This is a genomic window from Pedobacter suwonensis (assembly GCF_007833675.1).
Lineage (GTDB): Bacteria > Bacteroidota > Bacteroidia > Sphingobacteriales > Sphingobacteriaceae > Pedobacter > Pedobacter suwonensis.
Genome location: NZ_CP031708.1, coordinates 679,855 through 697,530 on the forward strand (window position 1 = coordinate 679,855; position 17,676 = coordinate 697,530).

Annotated in this window: 15 protein-coding genes; 5 read left to right on the forward strand and 10 right to left on the reverse strand. The window is 41.3% G+C overall.

Annotated features, from left to right (window positions below):
* Positions 1-226 precede the first annotated feature (226 nt).
* On the reverse strand, positions 227-352 hold the full coding sequence (locus DV942_RS02725) for an immunity protein Imm33 domain-containing protein (RefSeq protein WP_145855110.1): 126 nt from the start codon (positions 350-352) through the stop codon (positions 227-229).
* 184 nt (positions 353-536) lie between these two features.
* On the opposite strand from DV942_RS02725, the gene DV942_RS02730 reads away from it, so the two are divergent.
* The gene (locus DV942_RS02730; RefSeq protein WP_145855112.1) at positions 537-923 is read left to right on the forward strand and encodes a hypothetical protein; all 387 of its coding nucleotides are present in this window, start codon (positions 537-539) and stop codon (positions 921-923) included.
* Between the two features lie 186 nt (positions 924-1,109).
* Here DV942_RS02730 and DV942_RS02735 read toward each other — a convergent pair whose 3' ends face one another.
* From DV942_RS02735 to dinB, 3 genes are all read right to left on the reverse strand, one after another.
* On the reverse strand, positions 1,110-1,352 hold the full coding sequence (locus DV942_RS02735; RefSeq protein ID WP_145855116.1) for a hypothetical protein: 243 nt from the start codon (positions 1,350-1,352) through the stop codon (positions 1,110-1,112).
* A 271-nt stretch (positions 1,353-1,623) separates the two neighbouring features.
* Positions 1,624-4,641, reverse strand: coding sequence for a DNA polymerase III subunit alpha (locus tag DV942_RS02740; RefSeq protein WP_145855118.1), 3,018 nt, complete (start codon positions 4,639-4,641; stop codon positions 1,624-1,626).
* 2 nt (positions 4,642-4,643) lie between these two features.
* The gene (gene dinB, locus DV942_RS02745) at positions 4,644-5,960 is read right to left on the reverse strand and encodes a DNA polymerase IV (protein ID WP_145855120.1); all 1,317 of its coding nucleotides are present in this window, start codon (positions 5,958-5,960) and stop codon (positions 4,644-4,646) included.
* A gap of 165 nt (positions 5,961-6,125) precedes the next feature.
* On the opposite strand from dinB, the gene DV942_RS02750 reads away from it, so the two are divergent.
* On the forward strand, positions 6,126-6,332 hold the full coding sequence (locus DV942_RS02750) for a hypothetical protein (protein WP_145855122.1): 207 nt from the start codon (positions 6,126-6,128) through the stop codon (positions 6,330-6,332).
* 57 nt (positions 6,333-6,389) lie between these two features.
* Positions 6,390-6,575: a hypothetical protein gene (locus tag DV942_RS02755; protein WP_145855124.1), complete on the forward strand. Its 186-nt coding sequence runs from the start codon at positions 6,390-6,392 to the stop codon at positions 6,573-6,575.
* Between the two features lie 26 nt (positions 6,576-6,601).
* Here DV942_RS02755 and DV942_RS02760 read toward each other — a convergent pair whose 3' ends face one another.
* The 5 genes from DV942_RS02760 to proS form a co-directional block, all read right to left on the reverse strand.
* Entirely contained in the window at positions 6,602-7,249 is a 648-nt protein-coding gene (locus DV942_RS02760) for a response regulator (protein WP_090987053.1), read from the reverse strand.
* A 599-nt stretch (positions 7,250-7,848) separates the two neighbouring features.
* Entirely contained in the window at positions 7,849-8,463 is a 615-nt protein-coding gene (locus tag DV942_RS02765; RefSeq protein ID WP_145855126.1) for a Crp/Fnr family transcriptional regulator, read from the reverse strand.
* Between the two features lie 112 nt (positions 8,464-8,575).
* Complete coding sequence (locus tag DV942_RS02770) at positions 8,576-9,421, reverse strand: TIGR02757 family protein (protein WP_145855128.1); 846 nt, start codon at positions 9,419-9,421, stop codon at positions 8,576-8,578.
* A gap of 213 nt (positions 9,422-9,634) precedes the next feature.
* The gene (locus tag DV942_RS02775) at positions 9,635-10,774 is read right to left on the reverse strand and encodes a cystathionine gamma-synthase (RefSeq protein WP_145855130.1); all 1,140 of its coding nucleotides are present in this window, start codon (positions 10,772-10,774) and stop codon (positions 9,635-9,637) included.
* Positions 10,775-10,862: 88 nt separating this feature from the next.
* Complete coding sequence (gene proS, locus DV942_RS02780; RefSeq protein WP_145855132.1) at positions 10,863-12,335, reverse strand: proline--tRNA ligase; 1,473 nt, start codon at positions 12,333-12,335, stop codon at positions 10,863-10,865.
* Between the two features lie 195 nt (positions 12,336-12,530).
* Here proS and DV942_RS02785 point away from each other — a divergent pair, with 195 nt between their 5' ends.
* A complete protein-coding gene (locus DV942_RS02785; RefSeq protein ID WP_145855134.1) occupies positions 12,531-13,541 on the forward strand; it encodes a hypothetical protein in 1,011 nt (336 codons plus the stop codon).
* Between the two features lie 21 nt (positions 13,542-13,562).
* Positions 13,563-15,092 (forward strand): OmpP1/FadL family transporter, encoded by a 1,530-nt coding sequence (locus DV942_RS02790; RefSeq protein WP_145855136.1) that lies wholly within the window; start codon positions 13,563-13,565, stop codon positions 15,090-15,092.
* Between the two features lie 51 nt (positions 15,093-15,143).
* Here DV942_RS02790 and DV942_RS02795 read toward each other — a convergent pair whose 3' ends face one another.
* The gene (locus DV942_RS02795; RefSeq protein WP_145855138.1) at positions 15,144-17,570 is read right to left on the reverse strand and encodes a hypothetical protein; all 2,427 of its coding nucleotides are present in this window, start codon (positions 17,568-17,570) and stop codon (positions 15,144-15,146) included.
* Positions 17,571-17,676: the final 106 nt, after the last annotated feature.

A 17,676-nucleotide genomic window follows, 5' to 3' on the forward strand; every position in this document is an offset into this window, starting at 1 on the left:
TTAAGATGGCTTTCAGATCAAATCTGAGAGCCATTTTTATTTTTAGATATGCTACTTCTATTCGGAATTTTGCGCACCGGTTTAAAATGATTTAATTAATTATAAATCGAAACGTTTGGTTTGACGGGTTATACAGGTACCACATACCATTACTTCTGAATATCCGGATTGCAACCTATTTCTTTCTTTTAACGGGATGGTTTTAGTTTTGGATAGGCAATGATGGCTATCCGATATCATCACTGAACTCACTTGTTCCGTCTATACGCTCCAAATCAGTGCCAACCGGTAAGTGCAGATATGGGATAATGGCCTGATCATAGTTTGCAATGGTATTGACTTCGTAGATCATGGTATGAGTATGGTCACCTAAAAGTTATTCTCTAACATGCAAACCTGATTAACAGGCTGGTTAACTGAACCGGTGAACTTTAAACACAACTAGCGTAAGCCTTTTCTAATGTTATTGACCATCCGAGCCGCCTAAAACAATTACTAAAACGGTCTGTTAAATCTAATTAAAGTTAGTGCACAATATGATGAAATACCTGATGATGATACTGTATTGTTTGCTGATCTCTACAGTACTAAGTTTGCTTGGGGTATTTATTTTGCAGACGATGAAGGTAATGGGTACAGCAGACGCTGATTTTATCAACTTACCTTATGGCATTGCAGTCGGTTTCAATATCTGCCTGGCTTTTGGCACCCTGCCAATATTGTTTAACCTCAATAATACGGTGAAGATTAGCCCGCTAATGAGTGGCTTAAGCTTTTTTCTACTGCCATTTATACTGGTATTACTCGCCTTATTATTGATGTGGGACGAGCCGTGGCCAGGCGTACTCTTTGCGCTTCCTTATTTATCAGTATTAATTATTTTCTTTATGCGCTTTAGGCGCGGACAGCATTTAAATCAATAAGATTTCCTTGCAACTGGTATTGAACATGCGATACCTGGAGGGAAGTTTACAAAGTGATGAATAGCTGGCCGACCGGATGTAGCGTAAGTAAATGAAGCACCTGCTGTATTGGTACCATAATGATTACTAAGCGGGATTGATTACAATGATCGCCCGGGTCTGTAAACCTATAATTTACACCCAAAACTAAGCATCTTCCCCATTCCAAACATCATCATCAGCCTGCCTGATTTTTTTGTGACCGGAACTGACGCTCTTTAATTCTTCGTGGTGGTAATTTCTTTCGGGATTTTCGGGTAAGGTATCAGCATGATGATCTGGAACTTGCTGCCCGTGCCCCGGTTTTTTTAGCTCGGGTAAATCATCGTGTATAACAGCAGGTGTTAAAATTTTCTTTGTGGGTTTATTGCGGTTTTCCATAATGATCATGGTATCAAATTTTAAGCCACAAGCAACAAGCGGTTAATTTTTTTAGGGCGAGGGTAGCTGATGGGTTAAAAGCAGTAACTGAAAAAGGGCAATTATGCAGGGGTTACCAAAATCAGTTTAACATACCCCACTCCCCTTTAACCATGATAATTACCTTAAAAAGATCGTTTAGATAAACTTCCGGTTGGAAACTTATGGCGAAACCTTTACAGCGACAATAAAAAACGCCATTGGATGGTTTTATTTTCAGCCCCATCCCCTCACCTGTTTGTTAATGAATAGCAACCGGATTTAGCTGAATCGCTAATTTGGCAAACCTGAGCACCTCTATGCTCTGAAAACCGAAATCCTCTACCACTTTGCCTAAAATGAGGTAACAGCCTTTCCCTTTAAAAGGATATTGCGGACTGGTGTTGGGGAAATGGGTGGTATCAAAAAAATCGCCCCTGGCATCTAAAAAGGTACCGAACCACATTTTGTTATTTTTAACGGTATGTACGGTTTTTTCGCATACATAATTCCCCACCATCCGTACCGTTTGGCCGAGGTACCGGGGCAGATCGGCCGCCATCACCTCCCCGCGGAAGGGTGTTTTTAGAAAATCGAACATGTTATAGTTGAGCGGATAACCCAACAGCTCTAACTCTGTATAGGCATTTTCGAGATCAGAATCTGCCAGTGCCGGGAGCTGATAGGTTTTATAACTGAGTTTAAACAGTTCGGCATGGTTTACTTTTTTCTGTTTAAAACCCAGGTATTGATGTACATCCCAGAGCAGGGTTTTACGATCTTTGCCGGTAAAGCGCAGGGCACCAAGCCTGATGAGGATAATGGCCTGTTCCAGTGAGATACAGGTCCGCTTTACAAAATCTTCGAGATGGAGATACGGACCATTTGCGGCACGCTCTTGCGGAATGATTTTAATAACTTTTTCTTCCAGCCCCTGAATGCCGATAAAGCCGAGGTAGACATCCTCCCCCCTGATATTGACCACCTCATCGCTATGGTTAACGCAGGGCAGGTGCACTTTGGCACCTGTTTTCTGCAGTTCGTACACGTAAACCCAGCGGCTGTAAAAACCACCATAATTATTCAGTACCGCTACCATAAACTCCATAGGGTAATAGGTTTTAAGGTAAAGGCTCTGGTAACTTTCAACAGCAAAGGAGGCCGAATGTGCTTTTGAAAAACTGTAACCGGCAAAAGAGGAGATTTGCCGCCAAACTTCGGTAATAAGCGCTTCTGAATGGCCCTGTTTTCTGGCTGAGGCAAAAAATTTATTGACCAGTTCATCAAAAGCCAGTTTTGAGCGGTACTTTCCGCTCATGGCTTTACGCAGGATATCGGCATCAGCCAGATTTAAACCCGCAAAATAATGGCATACTTTGATCACATCTTCCTGGTACACCATTACGCCATAGGTTTCGCTGAGCTGCTGTTTCATCACATCGCACAGGTACACCACTTTTTCGGGGGCATGGTAACGTTCTATATACGATTTCATCATACCTGAACTGGCCACGCCCGGGCGGATGATGGAACTGGCGGCCACGAGGGTAAGGTAATTATCACATTTGAGTTTTTTGAGCAATTGCCGCATGGCCGGCGATTCGATGTAAAAACAACCGATGGGCTGCCCTTCCTTAAGGATTGCATTTACTTTCTGGTCTTTTTTAAAGCTTTTGAAATCGTGGATATCGATGTCTTTATTTTTATTCTGTTTAATGAGCTGCACCGCCTCGCGGATGTGCCCGATACCCCGCTGGCTTAAAATATCGAACTTTTCATAACCGATGGCTTCAGCCTCATACATATCCCATTGCACCGTAGGGAAACCTTTTGGGGGCATATCTAACGCGGTATAATAGGTAATTGGCTCCTGGGAAATCAAAATCCCGCCGGCATGGATAGAACGTTGATTGGGCATACTCTTGAGGTACCGGTGTACAGCCAGCAACTTCTGGTAAGTTGCATCCGACGGATTTTCGCGTTCTTTGGCAGGATCGGTAAAACCATCTATTTCTGCTTTAGGCAACCCCAAAACCTTACCAATTTCCCTGATTACTGCACGGTCTTTAAAAGTGCTCATGGTACCCAAAAACGCAACATGCCATTTTGGATAACGTTTAAAAATATATTTCTGAATGGTCTCCCGCTCATCCCAGGAGAAATCGATATCAAAATCGGGCGGACTGGTTCGTTTCTCATGCAGGAAACGTTCGAAATACAGATCGAGATCAATGGGATCTACATCGGTAATGCGCAAGCAATAGGCAACCATACTGTTGGCGCCCGAGCCGCGGCCCACGTGGTAAAAACCACATTTATTGATGGCATACCTTACAATATCAAACGTGATGAGGAAATAAGCGCAGAAGTTTTTAAGTTCGATGATGCGAAGTTCTTTTTCCAGCCGTTTAAGGGCCTCCTGGTGGTATTCGCCATAACGGTATTTAAGCCCTAATGTGGCCAGCCGGCGGAGCATTTTTTTATCGCCCTCTACCCCTGTTTTGGTATAATGAAACCTGTTTTTTGAGCTGGGTACGGTACTATCTTCAAAATAGGCGCTTAAATCGCAGCTGTTGATCAGCTTTTGGGTATTCTGAACAATAAAAGGATACTGCTCAAACCGCTGGGTAAGTTCGGCCTCGGGAATGAGAAATTCATCGGGATCACATTTTTCGTCGTCAGGAACCTTGCTTAAAAGGGTATTGAGTGCAATGGCCCGTAAATACTCATGCAAACGATAGGTAACTTTATCACTTACGGTAACGGGATGCCATACCAGCAGCTTGTCTTTTTGCTTTAAAAGCGGATGTTGATACAAATGATTGAGTTGTTTTGCACGGATGCCAACATATTCGTTTGCTTTTAACGTTTTATCGAACGTTTTATAAAAGGGGTAAACGATATACACATTTTCCATTGCCGGCGGCGCTTCAGGAAGCGGAAGGTGATTGATATGATGGTGGCTTAAAAATGTATTGAGCTCGCGCATGCCTTCCTTATTTTTGGCAATGCCCACATAGCGTAAACCATTATCGCCGCGGAATTCGATACCGGCTACCGGCTTGATCTGATAAGGGATATTACCTTTGTGTATATCATCGGCCTCTTTGGCAATGCCCTGTTTGTAACACTCGCGGATAAACTCAACCGCCCCGCCTGAGTTATTGATATCAGTAAGCACCATTTGGTGAATACCCAGATGCCGTGCGGCAGCAATAAGCTGACTAATGCTTTGTGTACCATATTTAAGGCTATAAGAAGAATGCACATTTAAAAACATAATTACTCGTATGATTTGGTGCCTGTTGTTCCCTTCTCCCTCATAAAACTTCTGATTTTTGACCGCTTTCTGATTTCAGGCGCCTGTTCTGTTTCGCCGGCATTTTCGATCAGTTTTTTATTTTTACGCGGGTTGTATTTGATCACTTTCCCTTGTTCATCGCGGGGTGGCTGGGTAACAATACAGGCCTTTACCACTGCTTCGGCACCATAACTGTTGCGCACCCTATCCATGGCCTGGCAAAGGCTATACTCCTCTTCAGCAACGTTATACAGGCCAATCTGTTCGTAACCACTTACCAAGTGAGAAAGTTTTACGCCTACCAGGCGCAGCAGCATCCGTTTTGCATATACTTTTTCGAAGAGGCGATGGGCTTTGCTGATCAGAAATGAATCAAGCGAGGTATAAGGGATCCGCTCCTGTTGGGTAACGGTTTCGAAATTGGTATAACGCACGGTTACGGTAATGCAGGCAGTGAGTTTTTGCTGGTTGCGCAGCTGGAAGGTTAACCCACTGACCATACCGGTTATAATGGCTTTTAATTTAGCCATATCCATGGTATCGCTTTCAAAAGTGGCCTGTGTGCCGATAGATTTTCTTTCGCGGTAAGGCACCACGGGCGAAAGATCGATCCCGTTTGCCTTTTGCCATAAGCTTAAGCCATGCTGCCCCAAAATTTTAAACATCAGCTGTTGCGGGATCTGCGTAAGTGTGCGGATATCGCGAACCCCCATTTCGCTCAGTTTTTTATAGGTGGCATGGCCAATGCCCGGAATTTTATGGATAGCCAAAGGATCGAGAAAGGGACGCAACTCAGGAAAACTGACCTGCCTTTCGCCATCAGGCTTCGATTCGTTCGTGGCGATTTTAGCTACGGTTTTATTGATCGACAGGCCAAAGGAAATAGGCAGGTGCAGCTCTTTCATAATGGTTTGCCGGAGTGCAGATGCGAATTTCATGCAGCCAAAGAAGCGGTCCATACCGGTCATATCGATATAATGCTCATCAATACTGGCCTTTTCAAAAAGCGGAACCTGATCGGCAATTATCTCGGTAATCTCATGCGAGGCTTTGGAATATTCTTCCATATCGCCTTTTAAAAATATGGCCTGGGGGCATAATAATTTAGCCGTCCTGCCCGGCATTGCAGAATGTATGCCATATTTTCGCGCCTCGTAACTACAGGAAGCAACTACCCCTCTGTCGCCGCCGCCACCGATAATTACCGGCTTACCGGATAACCCGGGATTTTTTCTGATTTCTACAGATACAAAAAATGCATCCTGATCCATATGAATAATCTGCCTGTTTTGATCCATTTTTTAATGATAAGGGTGATTGAAATCAAAATTACTAATATTTTTAGCTTATTTAAAAATTATAGCGCCAGGGGTTGCGAATAAATACTAACAAATTTAGCTGACAATTAACGAAATAGTTTACACCTCCACTAAAAATGATGCAAACCATGATGTATTGCGGCAATGAATGGAACTGATGGTGTGCAGGTTAGGATGCAGCGCACCTGGCTTGTTAAGCGAACTGCCGAATGGGAAACGGATATGGACCGCGAAAATTTGCCCGTGCCTTTGGCCCGGGTCTGTACTCCCCGCATTGATAGCGGCTTAAATTTTACGATAGCGATAAGCCAAACGCCACAACAATCATTTGCCGGCCTGCCGCTTTGGTGATAAAAATAAAACTTTGTGTTATTTTAAACTGTTAACTTAACAATCAACACGATGACTATGGAAACTAAAGACAATAAAAAAGCAGCTGAAAAAGCGCAAAATGAAAAAGGAAGCTCAAAAGGTAAGGCTTCCTTTGATCAGAATGGCGAAGGCGCATCAGAAAAATTTGGCCAGGCGGGTTCAACACCTAATGAATCAGGCGATGGTGGACCTGGCGCAGTAAACAAAAACAAAGAAAATTAAAAGATAAAAAGAGTGTAACACTCTTTTTATCTTTCGTAAATACTCATCTTCTCGGCCAGTTCGATGATGCTTTTGATTTTAAGCTTTTGAAAAAGCCTAAGTTTATACGTACTTACAGTACCCATTTGAAGGTTTAACTGATTGGAAATTTCCAGTACACCAATGCCTTTTGTTAAAAGTTCTGCTACTTCCAGTTCACGGCCGGATAGTTTGGTGAAAGGATTATCGGCATCGTTACCCAATATGCTGTTAAACATATTTTCTTTAACATTTCTGCTGGAGTAACGGCTACCGGCTAAAATCGTAGTGATTGCCGTTACAATTTCTGACTCTTCAGCATTTTTGGTTAGATAACCAGATGCACCTGATTTTAAATAAGGTACAGCATAAATGTTTTCATTTAATGAAGAGAATACCAGAATTTTTGCATTGGGCTGAACCACCTTAAGCTGATCGATTACCTTGAGGTTGTTACCACCCGGCAAATTCACATCAATGATGATTAAGCTCGGTAATTTTTCGGTTTCTACCAGCGCCTGCTCCATTGTAGCGGCGTGAATGATTTCAACACCAGGCCAAAAGTCTGATATTAAGCCTTTTAAACCACGACGGATAATTTCGTGATCATCGGCGATGAGTACAGTAAAAGTACTTACGGCATTTTTTGTTTTCATGTATAATTAAGGATATTCTGCAAGTTAGCAAAAAGTTACTTTTTCCATACAATTGTAGTGAATTTTTTGTTAAAAATTGTAAATATTATTATACACAATTCAACTTTTTTGTTAAAAACTTAAAATATGTAGCTGAACAATCAATGAATTTCCTGTGTACACCATTCTAACCCAGGGCCTAAACACCTGCCTGTTGATGGCTGCTACCACTACCTTTTCAGCAGTTTAACACTGCCATGGCGCATGAGCAGCCCCCATATGATTTTGATGTAAGACGGATGAAAGGAAGGAAATAACCTACTGGTTAATAAACAGATAACAACCATCACAGACTTAAAAAACAGCTTTGGATTGAGGAGAAAAATAAAATATCAGTATTGGTTACTGACGCATATAATGGAAAACATTTTAAACAGTAACGGCCACTAATGTATACCCAATAATACATATTAAAAAAAAACGTACCTGAATTTGAGGGCGTGTATAAAAAATATTTTATTGACAAAAGTCAACTAAATATTTCAGGGTGTTATTAATACTACATACTGGTAAACGCCAATACATGAAATACAGAAGCAAAGAAAACTCATTAAAAATGATCAGATCCTGGCACGGATACGGCTCAGCGTTTCCAGCCTGATGGCGAGGAAAGAAGCAATGTATTTTAGTGAAACCCGGTTAATAAGATCGGGAAAAGAAACCAGGAAGCGTTGGTATCGTTTTTCAGCAGAAGAAATTCTGCAGAGATAGGCCCGTTCTTCTGCCGATCGGTAATACAACTCCATCATCTTCCTGCCCACAATATTCGCTTCGGTAAAGTTCTCGTACAGGTGTTCTGACAGAACGTGCGGAATGGCAATCAAATCAACATCTTCCAATGCCTGTAAATATTCATCTGATTCGCTTTCTAACCATAAATTGCGTATGGTACCCACTACTTCGTTTTCTTTCGCAATCCAGGTGGTAATTTCAGTACTTCCGTCTTTGATAAATCCCCTGACAACGCCTTTCACGATCAAAAATAGATATTTATTGCGGTCAACCGGTGAAATGACGTATTTGTTCTTTCTATAGCTGACTGGAAACGTATGCTTATTGATGCGTCTTTCAATTTCATCATTTAATGGATGAAACTTCTTGAAAATATCGATCAGTGGCGAAGAATTGTTGTATTTTTTCCACTTGTCCTCATCAGATAAATTAACTGCAATCATAGCATTAGGGTTCGGATAGACAAATTTCTCCTTTTAAAGAAATTTGCCCTGTAATAATAAGCACATTGATTTTAAAAAAGAAGTTTTTAATCACTTATCACTCAAAATGACATTAAAACGTTTTCTCTACCCCAAGGCCAAATAGTGCAAAGTCGTACTTCACCGGATCTAGGGGGTCGAATTCCTTTAACCGGGCAGTTAACTCTACCGCTGTTAACCAATCGGTTTGCTTTCGGTTAATGAGACCTAACAACCGCCCTACCCTATCTACATGCACATCGCAAGGGCAAATCAGATCTTTAGGCTTCAGCCTGTCCCAGATCCCGAAATCAACGCCGTTATGATCGGCCCTGACCATCCACCTTAAAAACATATTTAAACGCTTGCAGGTTGATTTTTGCTGTGGTGAAGAGATATGCTTTTTGGTACGGTGCGGAAAATCATCAAGCGAAAAAAAATACTGCCTGAAATAATTGAGGCTTTGCTCAATGGAAACCTGGAGCTGCCCGGCTAAACAAACCTCGGGAGCGGCATAGCTTACCACTTCAGCTACCTCGATACAGGCGTCAGGAAATACTGCTTGTTTAGGTAGAAAAGCCTGTTCCAAACTATCAAACCGGCTGTAATGCATATTGAAGAACGAAATAAAATAAAGAAGATCTGTGTCGTTAAAGGTACGGTGCTTAAAGTGAAGCAGCCGTTTTAAATCATTGTCGTTATGGTTCAGCACAAAATCGTATGGGGCATTGTCCATCCGGTTAAGCAGATCGCGGCATTTACTGATGATGGTTTTCCGTTGACCCCAGGCCAGAACCGCAGCAAAAAAACCAGCAATTTCGATATCCTGTTTTTTATCAAAAAGATGCGGAATGCAAACCGGATCGTTTGCGATAAAATCAGGATGATTGTACTGCTCGGCTTTGCGATCAAGAAAATTCTCTAGCTCCAGAAATTGCATATGGGTAATTATTTTTTACGAAAACAGCAGCACATCAGCAGCTAACTAAACCGGGTTGAAACGGTATCCTTTTTTGTTTTGGAGATTTTGATAAAGCCGCCACTTCGGAAAAAAGATGTAGTGTAAAGACGGACGAACAAAACCTTAGCACGGCAGCTGCTTTACAAAAAATAAAAAACCGGGCAAATGATAACCATAATGCCCGATAGAATTTTAAGCCAATGCGCGTTCCAGATCTTCCAAAAGATCATCAATATCTTCTACCCCTACGCTTAAACGCAGCAGATTATCTGTTACACCAACTTTCTCCCTTTCTTCTTTTGGAATGGAACCATGCGTCATGGTAGCCGGGTGATTGATTAAAGATTCTACCCCGCCTAAAGATTCGGCAAGTGTAAATACCTTAAAGTTAGATGAAATCCGGAAGGTTTCTTCCAGATCAGCATTTTTCAACGTAATCGAAATCATGCCCCCAAAGCCCCGCATCTGTTTTTTAGCCACCGCATGGTTAGGATGATCTTCGAAACCCGGCCAATAGATTTTATCAACCTTTGGATGTGTATTTAGATAATGTGCAATACGCTCCCCGTTTTCGCAATGTGCCCTCATCCGGAGATGAAGCGTTTTGATGCCCCTTAAAACCAAAAAGGCATCTTGCGGACCTGGTGTTGCACCGCAGGCATTGTAAATAAACCACAGCTCTTTATACAATTGCTCATTATTGGTTACCAGAGCCCCCATTACCACATCAGAGTGGCCACCGATATATTTGGTTACCGAATGCATCACAATGTCGGCACCGAGATCGATGGGGTTTTGCAGATATGGCGATGCAAAGGTATTGTCGACAGTTAATATAAGGTTTTTCTCCTTGGTAATTTTTGCTACCCCTTCAATATCAATAATCTGCATGGTTGGATTGGTTGGTGTTTCTATCCAAACCAGCTTTGTTTTATCATTAATGTAAGGCAACATATTTTCTGGCCTGGAAAGATCCAGAAAATGGAATTTGATGCCATATTTGCTATATATTTTAGTGAAAATACGGTATGAGCCACCATAAAGATCATTTCCGGTAATCACTTCATCGCCCGGTTGCAATAATTTTAATACCGCATCAGTAGCGCCCATCCCGCTGGAAAAGGCTAGGCCATATTTGGCATTCTCTAATGCAGCCAAACAATCTTCCAAAGCCTTACGGGTAGGGTTTGTTCCTCTTGAATACTCGTAGCCCTTGTTATCTCCGGGAGATTTTTGCCAATAGGTGGAGGTTTGATATATGGGTGTCATTACGGCACCAGTAGTTGGATCAGGCTCTTGCCCGGCATGTATGGCTTTAGTTGCGAATTTCATTTTTTTCTAGTTTTGAGATTTGAGACAATAGATGTGAGATACAAGATTTGTTTTCTCTCAAATCTTATATCTCACATTTAAAATCTACCTAATATGCTCTTGCAAACAATACCCTTTGGGTAGACGGCTTTCCTGAATAAATACAAACGCCATCTTCCAGTTTATTATTTAACGGAATACAACGTATAGTTGCTTTAGTTTCTTCCTTAATTTTTTGTTCCGTTTCCGGCGTTCCGTCCCAATGTGCCGAAATAAAACCGGCTTTGGTATCCAGCAGTTCCTGAAACTCTTCGTAGCTGTTCGCTTCGGTGATGTGTTCATCGCGATAAGCCAATGCCTTGTTGAACATACTCTGCTGAATATCTTCCAATAATTTGGCTACATAGATATCCAGGCCTTCCTGCGGTACTGTTTGTTTAACTTTGGTATCTCTGCGCGCAATTTCTACCGTTTTATTTTCCAGGTCACGGCCGCCAATCGCGATGCGCACCGGCACGCCTTTCATTTCGTAATCTGCAAATTTAAAGCCCGGGCGTTGGGTATCACGGTCGTCATATTTAACCGAAATGCCCATACCTTTTAAACGCAAACTTAATTCGTTAACGTATGCTGAGATTTTGACCAGATCTTCATCATTTTTGTAAATGGGAACAATAACTACCTGTACCGGTGCCAGTTTCGGTGGAATAACCAGACCTGAGTCATCACTATGGGCCATAATCAATGCACCCATTAAACGGGTAGAAACGCCCCATGATGTAGCCCATACATGGTCTAATTTTCCATCTTTGCCTGTAAATTTAACATCAAAAGCTTTTGCAAAATTCTGTCCTAAAAAGTGCGAGGTACCCGCCTGCAGCGCTTTACCATCCTGCATCAGTGCTTCAATGCAATAGGTATCCAGCGCACCGGCAAAACGCTCATTCGGAGATTTACGTCCCCTGATTACCGGAACGGCTAACCAGTTTTCTGCAAAATCGGCATAGATATGCAACATACGTTCGGTTTCTTCAATCGCCTCTTCTGCAGTGGCGTGGGCTGTATGTCCTTCCTGCCATAAAAATTCAGCCGTACGCAGAAACAGCCTTGTACGCATCTCCCACCTTACTACATTGGCCCATTGGTTAATGAGTATGGGTAAATCGCGGTATGACTGGATCCACCCCTTATAGGTATTCCAGATAATGGTTTCTGAAGTTGGCCTGACGATTAATTCTTCTTCCAATTTGGCAGTTTCGTCTACAATGATATTGCCATTACCGTCATTTTTAAGCCGGTAATGTGTGACAACAGCACATTCTGTCGCAAATCCCTCTACGTGAGAGGCTTCCTTTGAAAAAAATGACTTTGGGATGAATAATGGAAAATAAGCATTCTGATGCCCGGTATCTTTAAACATCTTATCGAGTATGGCCTGCATTTTTTCCCATATGGCGTAACCATTGGGCTTTATAACCATGCAGCCACGCACCGCAGAATGCTCTGCAAGGTCGGCTTTCAATACGATATCATTATACCACTGGGAATAATCTGTTTCTCTACTTGTAATTTCTTTGCTCATCTTATGTATTTGGAACGTAATTTGTACGTTAAAATGTGTAAAATTAATGGCAAATTTATAAATTTATGCCTACAAACGATTAACAACAACCTCAAATATTTTACAGCTGTTTTTCGGCCAAAAAAATAGGCAATAATTCTTTACTTTTGATTTGTTTATTACATAAGTAAACGCACACAACTAAATATAAACACAATGAAACCAATTAAATTTTTACCCATTGTCATGATTGCCACCGCTGGGATGGTGGCCTCATGCTCAACATCCAAATTGGCTCAAACAAAGCCGGTTGATGATGTTTATAATTCTGTAGCGAAAGCCAGAGAGGTGGAAGTTGTTCTTCCTGCTCAAAATCAACAGGCGCAGAATCAAAACAACGGTCAGGAAGAATATGATGAGTATTATGGAACAAGCAATCCATATTACGACATGGATTATGCTTCCAGGATCAACCGTTTTCATAACGGATACAGCTTTCAGGGCTATTATGACCCCTATTTCGATAACTACTATTATGGCAACAGTTATGGCCCTTCCAACTATTTAGGTTTTGGTTTGGGCTGGAACAGCGGTTATGGTTTAGGCGGCTGGGGCTTTGGTGGCGGCTGGGGCTGGGGCAGTATCTGGAACAACCCTTTCTATTATGGCAACTATGGTTACGGCTGGAATAACCCTTGGGCATGGAACGCCTGGGGACCTTACTCCTATTATGACCGTTTTGGCTGGGGCGGTGGATACTACGGCGGAGGCTGGGGTATCGGCGGCGGATATTATGGCGGCGGTGTATATACCAACAACAATTTCAGACCAAGGCCAGGAAGTAATGACAGAGGTACCCCTAGATATGGCAACGGAAATGGTGGTAACTTAGGCAGGCCAAGCAGAAGTGGTATCGTGAATCAGAACGGAGGCGTATCTTACGCACCAAACAACAATGCCGGTAGGCCTACCAGGAACCAGGGTAGCTATAGCCAAAATGACGGCATGCAAAGCGGCAGACCAACCAGAAACAGTAATTATTCACCTCAACAAGGTTCACAAAGTGGCAGACCTACCAGAAATGAAGGTTATACCCCTCCTGCAAGAACCGAAAGCAGACCAACTTATTCTCCTCCACCATCATCATATGGCGGCGGCGGCGGTGGCGGCTCTACTGGTGGTGGAGGCGGTGGTGGCTCAAGACCATCAAGAGCTGGAAGAGGTTAATTATAAAATCTAAACACACAAATGAAAAAAATAATCCTGGCTTCTCTAGTAGCTACAGTAGCTGCTATGGGAACAACATATGCCCAAAGTTATGCACCTGATGCATTCCGTTTCTCTCAAACCAATTATGGTAGCTCTGCCCGTTTTAAGGGAATGGGCGGCGCGCAAATCGGCGTTGGTGGCGACATCGGTTCTATTAATGCCAACCCTGCCGGATTAGGCTTATTTACCAAATCGGAATTTAGCATCACACCCGAATTTAATTCAGTTTCTAATAACAGTGCTTATCTTGGAAACAACACGAAAGCCAACAAGAACCAGATAAATCTGAATAATATTGGCGTGGTTTTTTACAGCCCCGCAGCTAAAATGAAAGGAGCTGCTGTAGATAAAGGTTTAGTAAGTACGGTATTTGGCTTAAGCTATACCCGCAACAATGATTTTTTGAATAACATCAATTACAATGGTTTAAATACCAATAGCTCCATCAGGGATTCTTACGTAGATCAGGCCAATAATTCCGGTGTATCAAACAGCATTGCTGGTGATGCCTACAACAGTTTCCTGATTAATAAAAACACCCCTACTTATCCAAACCGATATTCTGCCGAGCCTTATAATAATGCCAGTTTCCAACAGAACTGGAACGAATCGAGGTTAGGTTCGACTTCAGAATTTAACGTGGCCGGTGCACTTAATTTTGGCAATAAGGTATACATTGGCGCTACAGCAAGTTTTGTTAATGTAAGGTACACCAGCGACGCGGCATTTACTGAGTCAGGTATTGTTAACTCCTATAACGACGGAGACACCCCTCCTACCTATAACGGGAACGAAAATTACACCCTTAACCATTTCAGGAACCAGGAAACAAAAGGCGGTGGGTTCAATCTTAAATTAGGTGCTATTTTCAGACCGGTTAGCGAATTAAGGATCGGTTTAAATTTCCAGACCCCAACCTGGATGAACATTGAAGATAATACCAGTGAGACTTTGCAAGCTACTACTGCAGGAAATGCGAATACCGGACCAACCAAATCTAACAATCCAACTCAATATTATGCATTCACGTATAACTTACGTACACCACTTAAAGCTTCAGCTGGTATCAGTTATGTTATTGCAGGTACTGCCTTAATATCAGCTGATGTGGATTATGTAGATTATTCTACTATGCGTTTCTCTGATGCGAACGGATCTGACCGTGCAACCATTAACGATAATAATGCATTTATTAAAGCATCGTATAAAGAAGCTGTGAATTATAGAGTGGGTGCTGAAGTAAAAGTTACCAACGAATTCAGTTTACGTGCAGGTTACGGTGTAAATGGAAATGGCATTAAAGGTGGCGATAATAAATTTTATCAAGCCCAATACTACACGGGTGGATTAGGTTACCGTATAGATAATTATTATTTCGATCTTGCATACCAGAACTATAAAACAAACTTCAACTCAAGCCCTTACTTGTTAGATGATTATAGCGAACCGGTTGCTGATGTTAAAAGCAATAGAAATAATGTATTCCTGACTTTTGGAGTAAGGTTTTAAGTTTAACAACACGATATAAAAACGGCTTCAGCTTAAAAACTGAAGCCGTTTTTATTTACTCTTCACCAAAATCTCTTGTTCCCCATATACCACGCCCCCATCGGTCACGCCCTGTACAACAATTTTAAATGCCCCGGTTAAATCGCCTGTGTTAAAGCTGACAGGTGTTTCACCGTTAATCATTACCTGATAATTCCAATACACGGTTGAAAAATTGATTGGTTCGTTTTTGTTATTGATATCAGATGTATAAAATTCTTTTGGCAGGCTAATTCCTTTTAATATCAGCAGATTCGATTTGGATTCATCATCCGTACACCCCTTGTAAACAAAAGAGATACCCGTTACCACATCTAAATATTTTTTTCCTTTAACGGGCTCAGTAACATTATAATAACCTAAATGATTAGGACAGTTTAAAATATTGTACATACACACATAGTCGCCACATCTGTTAGCCCCTCTCTTGCCAAAGCTGGTACTGTTATCTTTAACTTTAGTTATGACTACATCTTTTAGTTTAAGCCCAGCAGTTGGGGTAATGCTATAGCTACTTTCATCAGCGACTTCAGTTTTACTTACGGGTTGAACAAAGGACTGTTGCCGTAGATAAGTTTTAATATCTTTTTGTGGCTCGCTAATTTTAAGTTCGTAATTTTCAGGTTCAGCGGTAATCATACTTAACCACACAGTTGGCTTGTCTTCGCTGGTAAGCAGGTTGGAAAAAGGAATGCTAAAGTGACCGCCACTATCGGTGTCTAAAAAGTTCATGTTGGTACCTGCTATCGTACTTAAACTCATTGGCTTTACTAAGGGCTTTTTTTTTCTTGTAATACTTCCATTGTAATCCAAGCTTGATAGCGACATGGCACTTCCTGTATCACGAAACTCAACTTCCGGCCATTTATACTTCCGCCAGCTTTTGACCAACAAAACATTATTCAGATAGTCTTTGTCAGCATATTTTAATCCAAAGCTATTGTTTGGGAAATCGGTAAGCTTATTGTTTAAATAATAAGCATCGACAATGGTTGTATTGTTAGCCGATAATAACCGGTTTGCCTGTACACAAGCAATCGAAACCAGCCCATTTAAAGTTTTGTTATTCTTATCGGTTATTTTTAATTTTAGATTTACCTGCTCACGTGTTTTATATTCATTTTTTTCGGGTATAACCCTAACCTGATTAATCTGATCATAATGTGCGAAGAAAATCCGCTCTGCCAAAGGCTTGTAATTACGGTCTAAAACAGTTATGGTATGTAAGCCCACTGACACTGAATCTAAATTGAACCTGATCGGTTGTATTTTACCCGGATTTAACGCGCAGGTAGTTTGCAAAAAAACAGCTGAAAAATTATGCACCAGGACGTGTACCTTGGTATTGAAATTAGCTTCGAGTTGTATTTTAACTTCATCATTACTAATGGCAAACGGCATGCTTAAAGCCACACCTTTATTTAAGATAACTGGTAAAGGGTAGGAAATAGCCTGCTGTCCATCTGCAAGCAATTTGACCCTATAACGGCGAGTTGGTTTAGGCATCAGATCAAAAGCACCAATTCCCATTGAGCTACTGGAAATGGTATCAATAGCGGTATCATCCTCGTACAACACTCCTCTTGCCTTTACTCCTGCTCCTGCCATATCTTTTATCTCAAAGCCAACTTTTGTATTCAACTTATTAAACAAATAGCCACCTTCCGGATAGAAACTAACCCGATACTTTGGGCTGTTCATAACCGGGAGCTCAAATTTTACATAACGTGTAACATTTCCTTTTTTAATAAAGATACTCAGCAGGTTGTTTTCTGCTGTAATTTTATCAGCAGGATAATCGATCATTAATTCTCCAATAACACTGCTTTTGCCTACCGCAGACTTTAAAAGCTGTTTATCGCGTCCGATCTGATATTTAATCAGAGCATCTTCTACAAAGCGGTTTTCGCTAGTTAAAACTTTCAATAAAACAGTACCATTACCAGTACGTTCATCAAAAGGTTTGAAAACAGACACCTTTTCTATTAAGGGGTTAACTGTAGTAGATTTGATGGTGACCAGTTGAATAAATTCGGCATCGGGATTTCCATTTAACATGACGTTTGTATGAGCTACGAATCGATAATCTCCACCCTGTAATGAATCGGGAAGGTTAAATGCACCATAGCAAATACCTTTATCTATTAAAAATTTTTTTTGAGATACTACACTACTGTCCCTGTTGTTAATAAGAGACAAGTAAAGCGTATGGTACGCATCCATATCGGCTACTGCTTTAAGCAGGTAAGCCGTAAACCATACCTGATCATTATTGGTATATACATTCTTATCAAAATGTACAAACAGGTTAGATTGCAGATTATTTAAACCATAGTGATCGAGGTTTATAGCTACACTATCGAGTTGATGATTTTGTGCCTTTGCTGACACATGAAACAACACTGATAAAAAAAGAATTAGCCAAGGTTTTAAAAGCATAATATTAGTATGCTTAAAAATCAGCTTTTTATTTTAATTATTCAAATAAATCCAAATTGGTAAACTTGATTGCTATAATTGGTGAAGATAATTAGCACACAAATAT